Origin of the sequence: Dickeya sp. Secpp 1600, from assembly GCF_003049805.1 — a bacterium.
In the GTDB taxonomy this organism is placed as follows: domain Bacteria; phylum Pseudomonadota; class Gammaproteobacteria; order Enterobacterales; family Enterobacteriaceae; genus Dickeya; species Dickeya fangzhongdai.
In genome coordinates, this window is sequence record NZ_CP023484.1 from 3,920,293 (window position 1) to 3,932,821 (window position 12,529).

At 50.8% G+C, this 12,529-nt stretch carries 14 protein-coding genes and 2 pseudogenes; 3 read left to right on the forward strand and 13 right to left on the reverse strand.

Annotated features, from left to right (window positions below):
- Positions 1-118: 118 nt before the first annotated feature.
- From CPA59_RS17465 to CPA59_RS17485, 5 genes and pseudogenes are all read right to left on the reverse strand, one after another.
- Positions 119-1,264: a D-alanyl-lipoteichoic acid biosynthesis protein DltD gene (locus CPA59_RS17465; RefSeq protein WP_174213751.1), complete on the reverse strand. Its 1,146-nt coding sequence runs from the start codon at positions 1,262-1,264 to the stop codon at positions 119-121.
- Positions 1,265-1,767: 503 nt separating this feature from the next.
- Positions 1,768-2,217 carry a hypothetical protein gene (locus tag CPA59_RS17470; RefSeq protein ID WP_236883914.1) on the reverse strand — a complete coding sequence of 150 codons (450 nt, stop codon included), beginning with the start codon at positions 2,215-2,217 and terminating at the stop codon, positions 1,768-1,770.
- Between the two features lie 132 nt (positions 2,218-2,349).
- A complete protein-coding gene (locus CPA59_RS17475; RefSeq protein ID WP_107760220.1) occupies positions 2,350-2,616 on the reverse strand; it encodes a type II toxin-antitoxin system RelE/ParE family toxin in 267 nt (88 codons plus the stop codon).
- Positions 2,617-2,634: 18 nt separating this feature from the next.
- Positions 2,635-2,956, reverse strand: a pseudogene (locus tag CPA59_RS23340) (transposase); the annotation flags it as partial.
- A gap of 94 nt (positions 2,957-3,050) precedes the next feature.
- Positions 3,051-3,962: a LysR family transcriptional regulator gene (locus CPA59_RS17485; protein ID WP_107760222.1), complete on the reverse strand. Its 912-nt coding sequence runs from the start codon at positions 3,960-3,962 to the stop codon at positions 3,051-3,053.
- A 158-nt stretch (positions 3,963-4,120) separates the two neighbouring features.
- On the opposite strand from CPA59_RS17485, the gene CPA59_RS17490 reads away from it, so the two are divergent.
- Positions 4,121-4,870 (forward strand): SDR family oxidoreductase, encoded by a 750-nt coding sequence (locus tag CPA59_RS17490; protein ID WP_038666400.1) that lies wholly within the window; start codon positions 4,121-4,123, stop codon positions 4,868-4,870.
- Here the strand turns inward: CPA59_RS17490 and CPA59_RS22935 are convergent.
- On the reverse strand, positions 4,867-5,046 hold the full coding sequence (locus CPA59_RS22935) for a hypothetical protein (RefSeq protein WP_038666397.1): 180 nt from the start codon (positions 5,044-5,046) through the stop codon (positions 4,867-4,869). The genes CPA59_RS17490 and CPA59_RS22935 overlap by 4 nt on opposite strands.
- Positions 5,047-5,422: 376 nt before the next feature.
- Between CPA59_RS22935 and CPA59_RS17500 the strand changes: the two are divergent.
- Both CPA59_RS17500 and CPA59_RS17505 read left to right on the forward strand, forming a co-directional pair.
- A pseudogene (locus tag CPA59_RS17500) lies at positions 5,423-6,061 on the forward strand (site-specific integrase); the annotation flags it as partial.
- 224 nt (positions 6,062-6,285) lie between these two features.
- Positions 6,286-7,605: a site-specific integrase gene (locus CPA59_RS17505; protein WP_102802204.1), complete on the forward strand. Its 1,320-nt coding sequence runs from the start codon at positions 6,286-6,288 to the stop codon at positions 7,603-7,605.
- A gap of 74 nt (positions 7,606-7,679) precedes the next feature.
- Here the strand turns inward: CPA59_RS17505 and CPA59_RS17510 are convergent, their stop codons facing one another.
- The 7 genes from CPA59_RS17510 to CPA59_RS17540 all read right to left on the reverse strand — a co-directional run bounded on the left by CPA59_RS17510 (position 7,680) and on the right by CPA59_RS17540 (position 12,518).
- Positions 7,680-8,729 (reverse strand): macro domain-containing protein, encoded by a 1,050-nt coding sequence (locus tag CPA59_RS17510; protein WP_102802205.1) that lies wholly within the window; start codon positions 8,727-8,729, stop codon positions 7,680-7,682.
- A 13-nt stretch (positions 8,730-8,742) separates the two neighbouring features.
- Positions 8,743-9,390 (reverse strand): DUF4433 domain-containing protein, encoded by a 648-nt coding sequence (locus CPA59_RS17515; protein ID WP_102802206.1) that lies wholly within the window; start codon positions 9,388-9,390, stop codon positions 8,743-8,745.
- A 104-nt stretch (positions 9,391-9,494) separates the two neighbouring features.
- Positions 9,495-10,328 carry a DUF4942 domain-containing protein gene (locus CPA59_RS17520; protein ID WP_102802207.1) on the reverse strand — a complete coding sequence of 278 codons (834 nt, stop codon included), beginning with the start codon at positions 10,326-10,328 and terminating at the stop codon, positions 9,495-9,497.
- Between the two features lie 117 nt (positions 10,329-10,445).
- Positions 10,446-10,766: a TA system toxin CbtA family protein gene (locus tag CPA59_RS17525; protein WP_102802208.1), complete on the reverse strand. Its 321-nt coding sequence runs from the start codon at positions 10,764-10,766 to the stop codon at positions 10,446-10,448.
- 25 nt (positions 10,767-10,791) lie between these two features.
- Positions 10,792-11,193, reverse strand: a complete 402-nt coding sequence (locus CPA59_RS17530) for a type IV toxin-antitoxin system YeeU family antitoxin (RefSeq protein ID WP_102802209.1) — start codon at positions 11,191-11,193, stop codon at positions 10,792-10,794.
- A complete protein-coding gene (gene radC / locus CPA59_RS17535; RefSeq protein WP_012768688.1) occupies positions 11,193-11,666 on the reverse strand; it encodes a DNA repair protein RadC in 474 nt (157 codons plus the stop codon). The genes CPA59_RS17530 and radC overlap by 1 nt, the downstream gene beginning before the upstream one ends.
- Positions 11,667-11,696: 30 nt before the next feature.
- Positions 11,697-12,518, reverse strand: a complete 822-nt coding sequence (locus tag CPA59_RS17540) for a DUF932 domain-containing protein (protein WP_102802210.1) — start codon at positions 12,516-12,518, stop codon at positions 11,697-11,699.
- Positions 12,519-12,529 lie beyond the last annotated feature (11 nt).

Sequence of the window (12,529 nt, forward strand, 5' to 3'; positions counted from 1 at the left end):
CTTCAGAACTTTTGATATTCAAAATGTACTTTTAAACTCATGCTGTCATCAACAGAGGTCCACGCGACGATGGTAACCGCCAGAAAGAGATAAAGAAAAAAGAGGCGAATAGCGTATTTCATCGTTTAAAACTCTCAGCAATAAAACGGTCCATCACAACCCATGCCGGGTCTGTCGGGTGCAGGCGATCCCAATTCCAGCCGTTCTGATAAGGTTGCGCGTACATATCCAGATAAGGCACCTGATTCGCCTCCAGCTCCGACCTGATTTGCTTATCAATAGACTGGAATTTCTCAGAGTTTTTAATCGCCCACGGATTAATCGCATCGACAATCACCACAACCTGAACGTGACGCTCTTTCAGCAGTTTGATGGTCGCCTGGAAGGCTTCCATTTGTGTGGGATATAGCGGTGCGTCATCCCACACATCCTGCGTGGGATCCTCATCGAATACAGACTTATCCATCCACAATGTCTCCGCGCTTTGCTGGCGAGACTTATTCAGTTCATGGGCGTGAGCCAGTTCGTTATCCCAATCGGGAACGATTTCAGTCGCAGGCGGAGTGGGCCACGGTTGTGAAGGCTGAGGGACAATTCCCAACATTGCCAGCCAGTCGTTCTTTACCATCTCGCAGAAGATCGCAAACTGATAGCTTATTTCCTGCCAGACAATATTCAGGTTCCAGCCATAAATGCCCATTTGAGCAAAAGTTAAATGGCTGATCTCTTCCTCATTAATATGATGCTGCAAATAATCAACCAGAAAATTTCGTGCCTGAGCATCTTCCATCAGGGGATTAAAAACGGATGCCGGAAAATTGTCGGCAAAAACTGCCGGTGGGAGGCCATCGCCGTAAAAACTATCCGGCGCCAGTTGTAAAACCACCTTGCTGTTCGCATTCAGGTCATTTTTAAAACGTGAGAGCAGTAAAAAATGCGCGACGTTATCGATATAAGCATCACCATAGGCGACTACCGGTCGTTTTAACTGGTTATTAAAGTAATTATATACCGCGTAATGTTCATCTTCAGATGTGGATACTTCCGAAGCACCGATGAAAAAAATCGCATTTCCCTGCAACGCATGGGAAATGGTGGCCATTTTCTCCTTCAGCTCTTTTGGCGTTCCTTCCAGGGTTTTAATCAGCGGCTGGAATGTTAGCGGCGGATCAAAGCTCGTCACCAGCGGGGGAACGCTCAGAAACAGGATGGCCAGGGTCGCCATCAGGATATGTAGGCAGATAGTATTTTTAATTTTTATCATAAAAGTAAAACCACATCGTATCAAATTGTTTAAAAATTGTTAATTTTTTATCTTCACAGTGAATCGACTACTGTTTTTTTCGACACTATATACCAAGCTAATATTCGATGATGAGTACTGCTGTGTAACGGTATGTACAGGGTTTAGCCCGTCTTAAGTATAAGCCCCATACCGGTACTGGGATGAGCGGAAAAAGGGGTAATGCAGGAGATGGTGCCATTGCCAGGCGACACCGTTATACACTTTCCGTCCGGTACGCCGGTTTCAGGGCATGAAGGGGTTTTGGGGGTAAATCGAACTTTTGGCAGATTACAGGATCGGATCATGCATCATTCTGATAAAACCGGGTATGCCGTGGCAAAGCAGGAGTGCAACATCGCCAACTGACGAGCCAGCGCTTATCAATCGTGGTTCTCTTCCTTTCTGGCTTGGTGAGTCAACCATCCAGACCCGGTTCGGATTGCCGGGAGACTTACACGAGCCTCTCCGTTACCTAAAAATATTTATGGTACGCGCGTAATTTTCGTTGTTCCTTTTATGGTGGAAAGATCGTGATACTGACCATTCGAGTAAATAATCATAACTCTAACCGTGCCGGCATAAGCACCAAATCCATTTTTAGCATTGACCGATACAGGGATAATCCAGCCAAACATTAACTGTTCTTTATCGGCTGGAACATTCATGACCCACGAATAACCTTTATAAGGTTCAAAAAATTTATAATGGGCACTGTAGGGATCTTTTAAGCGATAATAAAAATGATTTTTAATGCTTTGCTTATAGTCGCCGGGTAGCGTTCCATAATTAGCAAGCTGAACCTGTAACGGATCGGGTGCCTGTGATTTTGCTATACACCCTGTCAACAGGATTGTCATGGCAAAAAAAAGAATACATTTTCGCATGGATTGCATCTCAGCCTGAATGAAGGACACAAAAGCTTTTCTTGTCATAGGGGTAAGCTAGTACCTCACACTAAGTGTGGTCTATATACCATTGATAAACGGATTGTTTATCAACGAGTGAACGGGTGGTGAGTGGCTCATCACCTTTTAGCCATACCGCACGCTGATTCGGCTTAGAGCCTATCTTTCGCCGCCAGGTAAACCAGCGATGCCCACCGCCAGAACCAACACCACGACCTCATGCTCAAGCATTTGATACACTAACCGATAGCCTGCGGAACGCAGTTTGATTTTGTAGCAGTCCGTCATGCCATGCAGCCGATTGGCGGGAAGATGGGGATTTTGCAACACGTCTTTCAGCTTTTTGATGAACTGTTCCCGCACCGGCGCGCCCAGTTTCTTAAATTCTTTCAGCGCGAGCTCTTCAAACTCCAGCTTATAACTCATCCAGATCGACCGGCACTAATGGTTTCGCGTTATCGTTTCGTGTAACGATAGCCACAGTCGCTCTATCGGATTCAGCCACGGCGAATAGGTCGGCAGAAACAGCAGCCGGAACTTCCTGTTCTCCGCCAGCCAGCTCTCCACTTTGCGGCTTTTATGGATGATGTCGTTATCGACCACCACGGTGAGGGTTTTGGCTCGCCGGTATGTGCGTCGTAATGCTCGTCGGCGCGGCTCTGCGCCAGACCATACCCGCCTGTTTGAAGTATCGGTGCAAGGTGGAGCGGTGAAGTGTCACGTCAAAAAGCCGGTTGACGATACGGGTCAGTAACTCCGTGCTCCAGCATATTGATAGAGCCTGACTATGCTACGGCTACTCGTGAGTACGTGAGTCACAGCTAATTTGCTGCTGCACCGCCTTCCGCTCGACATAACCACTAGCCGGCTCCCTTCACTCGCTGCGGAAATATTTCCAGCAGCCATTCGATAAACACGCGTAGCCGGTGTGTGACATGACGATTCTGCGGATAAACAACGTGGAAAGGATACGGGGCTGGACGCCATTCCTGAAGAATTTCTGTCAAAACGCCTTCCTCAATAGCCTTACCAGCAGAATAGCTGAATGTCTGAACAATACCGATCCCCGCCAGGGCGGCGGCCAGATGGGCATTGCTTTCGTTGATCCCGATACGGTGATCAATTTTAATTTCTTTTTTTTCCCCTTGACGTTCAAAGCGAAAAGGAGAGGCTTTGCCGTTCTGTGGCGAGATAAAGCTCACCAGACGATGCCCGTTTTTAAGCTCTTCCGGATAGGAAGGTGTCCCGTAGCATTTCAGGTAAGACGGCGTGGCGCAGGTTACAAACGTTGCCGAGCCAATATAGCGCGCAATAAGGGACGAATTTTCCAGCGGACCGCCGCGAATGACACAATCCACATTATCGCTTATCAGATCAACGGTACGGTCCGAGACACCTAAATCGATGTGGATATCGGGATAACGCGTCAGGAAATCAGGCAGCGCGGGGATCAGTACATCGCAGGCAGTGGAACCGCCGATATCAATGCGCAGTTGTCCACGTGGTTTGCTTCGCACGGCATTGAATGCGCCGTCAATATCTTCCAGATCGCGCAGTATCCGTGTGCTCTTTTCATAATATTCCCGACCTTCGGGAGTCACAGTAACGCGGCGAGTCGTGCGGTGCAATAAACGGACGCCGAGATGCGCTTCCAGCTCCTGAATCAGTTTACTCATTGTGGCATTGGGCATCGCCAGTGAGTCCGCCGCGCGGGTGAAATTACCCGCTTCCACTACCCGGGAAAACGCCCGCATTGCCATCAGTTGATCCATCCTAATCCTCCGTACAATAGCCATCAGATTATACACAATGGTGAATAGTTATTTTTATTTTTCACTATTTATCAATAAAAAAGACAGCGCTACTGTAGCGCCATAGGCAGCACATCAAGCGTACCCATTAATCTGAATTTGATACTGAGGAGATGAAAATGAGCAAACAACTGAACGGAAAAATCGCCCTGATCACCGGGGGTACGAGTGGAATTGGCCTGGCAACGGCCAAAGAGCTGGCGGCACAGGGCGCACGCGTATTCATAACCGGTCGTCGTCAGGCAGAACTCGACTCGGCGGTCGCTGATATCGGCGGCAGTGCAACCGGTATTCGCGCCGATGCGTCAGTACTGGCGGATCTGGACAAGGTGTATGCGCAAATTGCGAAAAGTACCGGGCAACTGGATATTCTCTTCGCCAATGCCGGCGGTGGCGACATGTTGCCGCTGGGAGCGATTACCGAAGAGCATTTTGACCGTATCTTCGGCACCAACGTTCGCGGGGTGTTATTCACCGTGCAAAAAGCACTGCCGCTACTGACCAATGGCGCATCCATCATCCTCACTGGCTCAACGACCTCGGTCCAGGGCACGGCCAGTTTTAGTGTTTACAGCGCCAGCAAAGCGGCGGTGCGTAACTTTGCGCGCTCATGGTTGCTGGATCTCAAAGAACGCGGCATTCGGGTTAATGTCGTCAGCCCCGGCCCAATACGTACGCCAGGCTTGGGCGGGCTGGTCGCCGACGAGCATCGTCAGGGATTATACGACGCGCTGGCAGCTCAGGTACCACTCGGACGTCTGGGGGAAGCGGAAGAAATTGGCAAAGCGGTAGCTTTTCTCGCTTCCGGTTCAGCCAGCTTTATTAACGGCATCGAACTGTTTGTCGATGGCGGCATGGCGCAGATTTAAGAGTCAAAACAATCGGGCTGCTGCTGATAGCGCTCTGCGCCCTGCCAGCGGCCCGGGCACAGGAGGAGCCCATAGCACCACAAGGACTTACCGGCGCGCAACAACTGAATCGCCCGCCATTTTTTCATCTGGAACAGCCCTACCTGGAACAACAGCAACGCTGGCGTACAAGCCATAATCCTTCATTGCCGAAATCAAGAATGGCGAGCGCAGGCTTGAAGTGGTGGAGTTTATGCAACTGGCCCGTTGGCTGGCGCTGGACCAAGTCCACGTACTTGACAGCATTCCCTCCAGGCTCAAGCCACTAAATACGCCCACCCACCGGCTGTGATAAATACACGCTGCTCGCCGGCGCAATAGCGATTCAAGCCAATCAACAGCGGCCTGTAAACGGCCCAATGTACCGAGAACCGTAACCCCGGCGTAGCTCAGAGTAAAAACCAGTGCAGGAAATTCAGGTAATCGATTGATTTATATGGTTCGGTAATAGGAATAGAACATGTGTCTTATTTTATTGATAATATTAAAAAATAACTCACTCCATCTTTGTAGATACCCGAGTATAAGGGAAAAACCGCAGCGAAGGCGACGTGCAATACCCACCTCGCTTTCATCCGCGCGCTGTTGAATCTTGCCGTCACATGGAAGTGGCTCGACCAGGCACCAAAGATCTCCACACCGCGGATTAAAACGGACGGATACGCTGGCTGACAGAGGAAGAATCAAAGCGGTTATTTGCCAACATCGCGCCGCATTTCTTCCCACTGGTTGTGTTTGCAATTACAACCAAGCTGCGACGATCAAAAGTTACCGATCTCGAATGGTCGCAAGTGGACCTCGGAAAACGGATCGCCTGGATGCATCCGAATGAAACCAAAGCAGGTAACACGATAGGCGTTCCGCTTAATGAGACCGCTCTGCAAATACTGAAGGCTCAGCAGGGCAGGCATTAGCAACTTCCGATTCCACGACTTAAGACACACATGGGCAAGCTGGCTTGTCCAGTCGGGCGTGTCTCTGCTCGCATTAAAAGAACTGGGCGGGTGGGAAACGCTGGAAATGGTACAGCGGTACGCTCATTTGTCGGCGGGGCATCTGAGTGAACACGCCTGCAAAATCGATGCGATTTTAGAACGAAATGGCACAAATATGGCACAAGGAGGGAATGTGATTTATATGAAATCAAGGTAACCGATTGATTTAGATGGTGCCGATAATAGGAGTCGAACCTACGACCTTCGCATTACGAACTCAATAGACCAATGTTTTCCTCTGTTTACACTCTTCAAGAATTGATTTTTTATTTTTTAAAATCAAATGATTAATCAATTTTTTGGCTTCCACTCGTTCGCTGTCGTTTCCCCTGATATCATGCTAAATGTGTACCCGAGAGTGTACCCCAGAAAGGACCTATTATGGCAATCATCATCACTCAGGATCGACAGTTGGCATCCCTTTCAGTCACTGAAGAAGAGAAAGAAAATGTTGTCTCAGTCAAATCAAAAGCAGGCGGAGGACTCTACGTCCGCATACGCTATGGCAGCGAGAGTAAAAGCTGGATTTATCGTTACAGGATTGCACAAAAGCAAATCAAACTGACATTGGGTAGCTACCCTGCTATGAGCCTGGCTCAGGCTCGTCAGGCCCATGCCGACGCAGCTGAATTGGTGAAGAAGGGCATTGATCCTCGTTACGTCAAAAAAAATGAGAAACAGCAAAACGAGCAAATGCCAATATTCGCTGACTTGTGGCAAAACTGGTTGGCATTCAGAACTGAGAGTAAACCCATCAGTGCCCGCACCATTACTGACTATGAAGGCACCTATCGCCGCCATCTTGAAAAGGCGTTGGGTAATATGCGCGTTAACGATCTTTCACGCTCTGTGATTTTCGAGCATCTCAGCCGCGTGAGAAAGGAAAGCGCAGAAGGGGTTCGCAAAGGATTAATCATCCTGAATCTGACCCTTGATCATGCCACGTTACAAGGGCTGATTGAACATAACCCTACTCGTCTGCTCAAACCTGCCATGTTTGGTGCATCAATGGGTAAACCTCGTGAACGTTGGTTGCCACAAGACGAACTCCACATGCTTTGGAAAGCACTCGATGAAGCCTCTGTTGGTGGTGGCTCCATTGCAGCAGGTGGACGAGGAATAGCATCCAGCGTGGTAATGTCATTATCCGTTGCGAATGCACTTCGCTTGATCATATTCACGGGTGTTCGTCGCTCAGAAGCAGCAGAAATGCGCTGGGATCAAATCAACGGTGATCGCTGGACTATTCCAGCTACAAAAAATGGCAAAAGCCATATTGTCACACTACATCCCCGCGCCCTATCCCTTATTCAAGAACAGCGCGTGATCGCGGAAGGGGCATATGTTTTCGGTTCCACCAGCAAGCCTGGATTTCCTATAACCGGTGATGCCCTTACTCGTGCTCTGGAGCGTGTAAGATCTAAATATCTTGCGGAACTTGCGCCCTTCTCTCCTCATGACTTACGTCGTAGCGTGGCCACGGGTTGTGCGGAATATCTGGATGCACCAGAACGCTTGATAGAGCTTCTGCTAAACCACGTACCTAAAGATCGATTAATTCGGACTTATCAAGTTGGGCAACAAGCGGACAAACTGAAAAAGCTATTTCTACGCTGGGGGGATTTTATTCAACAGGAAATCATTACCTCCTCGGTATCGAGGCCAGATAATGTCGTTAAAGTTCAGTTTGGTGGTAAATAAAAACCACATAAGGGGCATGGCTCTTAGTACAGTGAACAGCAAGAGCCATGCGAGTCATTAAGCAAAGACTGAACCTAAGCAGCGGTAGAGGTTAACCACCCCTTGCGATGCAACGTATCTACCGCTAAAGATATCTGGCGTGGTGTGAACTGCCGCTTTCTTTCATTCCAGGCATAGATAAAATCAGTAACATCTTCAGGGGACGTCAGCGATTCATGTTGCATTGTCCAGTGAACCGTTGAAAGGAGTTCCAGACCAAAAGGCGACTCAAAACCTGCCACCAAATCCGAGACTTTCTGAAAGCGGCGGTAAGTCTCTTCTTGTTGCTCAAGAAACGCTTTTGCCTCTTCTGCCACTCCGGGAACCAGCGAGAGTTGCTTATCAGGCATATCACCGCCATCTGAATACCCAGAGATCATATGCCCTTCAATCGCGTTAAGCACATGCCGTAGGTTTTCCGCATAAGGCCCATAATGCGCTTTCTGGTACTTAAGACGTAATGGTTCCCCGGATTCTTGCATGAAATACATCAGCTTATGTAATTCCAGCAAAGAGATGAACGGATCTAACAACCCATTAAGATAACGCTGCATCAGTTCAACCAGCGCGGCTCGCCCTGCTGTCATCTTTGGCACTTCTGTTTTATGTACCATACGTTCCGATGACGGTGCACCGTTGGGATCGTAAATCGCAATTAGTACTGACTCAAGCGGTTGAACGGCAGACTCAATCAGGGGCTTAACATCTTGCCAGTCCAGACCGCCTAAGCCACTCCCCAATGGGGGAATGGCAATGGAGCGAATATCATGTTGCCGGATAACGGCGACCAAATCGTCCAACCCGGCGGCAATATCTTCAAGACGACTTTTCCCTTTCCAGTGGCGTTTGGTCGGAAAGTTAATGATATAACGAGGGTTTGTTAACTGCCCGGTCTCAAAGACGAACATTTTGCCTGGAACAACTTGTTTCGCTTTACAGGATGCAGCATAAGCTTTGAAGTTATCCGGGTAGGCATTTTTGAATTGCAATGCAATGCCTCGCCCCATTACGCCAACGCAATTGACGGTATTGATGATAGCCTCAGTCTCTGCCTGGAGGATGTCGCCCTGTCTGTATTCAATCATTATGAAATCCTCATCAGTAGTACCATTCTCGTTTCACCTCAACAGGAGGACGATGCCCATCAAGCGGGATCATGTTAGCAACCTGCTGATAAATCAAAGGTGAATGAACACCGATGCGCTCAATTAAATGCCAAGGGAAACAGCGCTCAATCAAAAACTCAGCCTGTTTCGCCTCTTTAGTTCCATTACCGCCGCTCCACTGATTGCTTTGTATCGCTTCCCAGTTCAGTTCTCCAAGCTGGGATTGTTGACAACGATCTTCGAAGTAAAGTGAACCGGCATTAGATAACGTAAACGCCCAGCGTTGGCGATGTTGCTCCGCCCATGCAATGGTTGTATAGAGGTCAGCTTCAAGATGCAAAATAGGTTCCTGACCACCACGGTAAGCCAACTCTGGATGATTGGCTCTGTATATCAGGTATAGCATGACAGAGCGGGGACAAAAATAAAAAGGTACACATTGTCCCACATACAGATTGGGATGGTTTGTAAGCGTCAACTCATTGAGCCGACGCTGTTTAATGCTACTCATTCCTATCATTGTACCGGCACCATGACGAACCGAGATTTGCTCGTCAGACAACAACCCTTCGGCAATGATTGAATGAAGCCGATCAATGTGAAGGATGTGGTAAATCTTGGGACGTTCAGGGATCGGCATACAAACCAGCTCCTTGTAGCAATTCAATGCTAATCTGCCGCAATAATAACAAATTTTGAGGGCGGGAATAGGCATGAGTCCTAAGCTTGCCAGAAACGAAATGACTACCTCGCCGCCAACATCCCCGGATAATGTTTGGCGATAATATCGTTCATCTGCTCGATCAAGTCAGGGCGTTTAAAGATGAGATGCCCGGTGCCTTTCTGAAAGTAACGCACACTAAAATACGCATCTTCGTACTGCTGATGGTGGGGGTTATCGCGAATATGGTTCATTAGCCGGATAGTCACATCGCTCCGGTTATCAGGAATGGGTTTGCCATCCAGCAAGGACAGCATCCGCTCCAGATCGGCCAGTTGATCGCGTCGCCAGCCCCAGTTCAGGCCAAAGCCCCAACGGTGGTATGTCACCAGATTGCTGATGATGATTTTCTTGCCAAAGTAGCAGGGATGGTTGGTTTTATAATCCCACGATAGCCCTTTGAATACATTAATTACGCCACGCTCGAATACCTCCCGCTTGCTCTGGTGAAGCTGTTCAAACGTGCTGAGGATATTGGCTTCGCTGATGGTCGGCAGGTCGCCCTCGTCCAGATTCTTATGCCACTGGCTGCGGGCTTGTGCGTCCATCAATGACAACATGCCGGATTTCAGCATCAGGTCGCGCCAGATATGGCTGTCCAGCGTGCGGATAATGGCTGGCATCGCCTTGTCAGGCGTTTCTGTCAGCCAGCAATCGTAGCGATGCCCGGGTTTTAATGCCCAGTCTTCAACGGTGCCGCCACCGATAGTCGCCGTTAGCGTTGAAATGGCCTGTAACCGGGTAATGAGCTGTTCTATCTGTTGCAGCGCGACATCACGTCCAGTGACGATACGCGCAATGTTGGTCGAGCCAATCAGCTCGGTGTGGTCGGTTAACACCTCGGGTTCAGTTTTCATAGTGTGTTGTCCATACATAACAGCCAATGCGCCAGCCGGTAAGGGCTGGCGCATTATGCATCGGGGGGAAGGATAAGTCGGTTTGGCGTTGTGTGACTGGAAAGCAGCTCGCAGTCTTTATGGTTTGAGCAGGCCGGTGGCGCGTCTGGCGCGGAGAATATCGACCGCGTTCAGAAACGGTTTTTGCTCCTGCCAGCTAAAACCGCTGCGGTCGATGCGCACCAGCTCATAGCGCTCCACCAGAAAGTTCACGGCGTCCGGCAGCGAAACTCCGGCGTCGAGGTGGGCCTGGATCTCAGCTTCTTCACAAAACGGCGTGTCGTTGAGCGTCAGCCCGTAGTGCTTGTCCAGCAGGTAAGTTAATAACTGTTGCCAGACATTTACAGGTGACAGGCATGACGATGCCTCCCGCGCCGGGGAGGGGGATGGTGTTTGCATGGATAGGCTCTCTTAAGATAAACGCTTAAGGTAAAGGGAATGTGGTTGTCGGTGTGGCCGCCGTGGTCGGGTAAATCGTGATATAGACGTAGCCAGCACTACCCAGTGTATCGGCCTCGCAGGTCAGTACGCCGTCATGCAGCGTGACGCGTTGCTGTCGGTAGGGATCGAGCTCACCGGTCACAAGCTTTTGCTCCAGTTGTCTCACCAGCAGTGGGAAACGGTGTTCCAGATGGCAGGCCACGGTTGCACTGAAAGTGCCGGTCACACCGGCACGGTCGGCGAGAAAATGCAGGCGACACCCCTCCTGTACCAGCCGGGCTCCAAAGCGCGGTCTCAGGGTGTGTTCAAGTCCCCATTCCGGGGCATCCGATAATGACAAGGTTCTTTTCTCCTGACAGGTTGATGGAATGACGGTAAAAGGCATTACAGCCAGCCGCGTTCGGCGAACGACACCACCTGATTGCCGCCAATGACCAGATGATCCAGCGTGCGGATATCCACCAGCTCAAGAGCGCTTTTCAGCCGCTCGGTAAGCGCCCGGTCTGGCGTGCTCGGTTCGGCATGGCCGGAGGGGTGGTTGTGCGCCAGGATCACCGCCGCCGCATTGTGGCGCAGGGCCGCCTTGACGATTTCTCTGATGGGAATATCGACATGATTAATGCTGCCCAGCGCCATGATTTCCCGGTCTATCAGGCGATGCTGGTTATCGAGAAACAGCACCATGAACACCTCCCGCTCCAGCGGAGCCAGATGCAGTTGCAGCCACATTCGGGTATAGGATGAGGCGGTAAACGGCTCGCCCGGCTGGCGCAGGTGGCGCTCCAGCAGGCGCTGGGCCCGGCGGATGATGCGCTGCTCATGTTCGGTAAACGGAGTGGGTAAAACCGGTTGATTCATCGGGGGTCTCCCTGAAAACACAAACAGGATTTAGTCGGCATGTTGCAGCAGCGACTCCGCCAGCACCCACAGCGCCCGGTTGAGCCGCACATCGTTGTCGATGCTGCTGACGGCACGGGTGCGGGCCCGTTTCCCCTGCGGGTTGCGACCAGGCAGCCCGCCCTTTATCAGGTTCTCCTGAATACGCTGAAAGGTAGTCCACAGGTCTTGCCGGTCGTCCTGCCAGCGGCGCGGCGTCAGGATTTGCGCTGCCGTCACCGGCTGATGCGCCTCACCAAAACGGTACGTCAGCGCGGCGTTTGCCAGCGCAGATTGCGCCGGAGACGGTAACAGCAACGACTGCATGGCATCGCGTTTTTCCTCGATGCGCTCAAAGGTATCCAGCACCTCATACGCGCCTTCAATCACCCGGCCCACCACATCGCCTTTATGGGGCACCCGCACCTCGCCAAAACTTTCGCCGCAAATCAGCCCGTTCTGGCACACCTGCCGGAACAGCCCCGGCAGCATCTGGTACGAACTGGAGCCGTCATGACTGTTGAGCAGGATGATTTCCGGCACCTGATGGCCGGTGATTTGCCCTTCCCGACGCAGGCGTAGCATGTGTTTGGTGTGCTCGCGGCGGCTGTCGTCGCGCACACGGGTCTGGCAGGCAAAGAACGGCTGAAAGCCTTCACGTTGCAGGCTCTCCAGCAGGATGATGGTGGGAATGCAGGTATAGCGTGAACTGCGTGACGCATGTTTGTCTTCACTGAACACGCTGGGTACGGTGCGAAACAGCTCTTCGCGGGTTAACGGACGGTCACGGCGGATAAGGTTTGCTGCGCCAAAGCGCGAGGCCAGACGGGTCATGGCAGACTCCT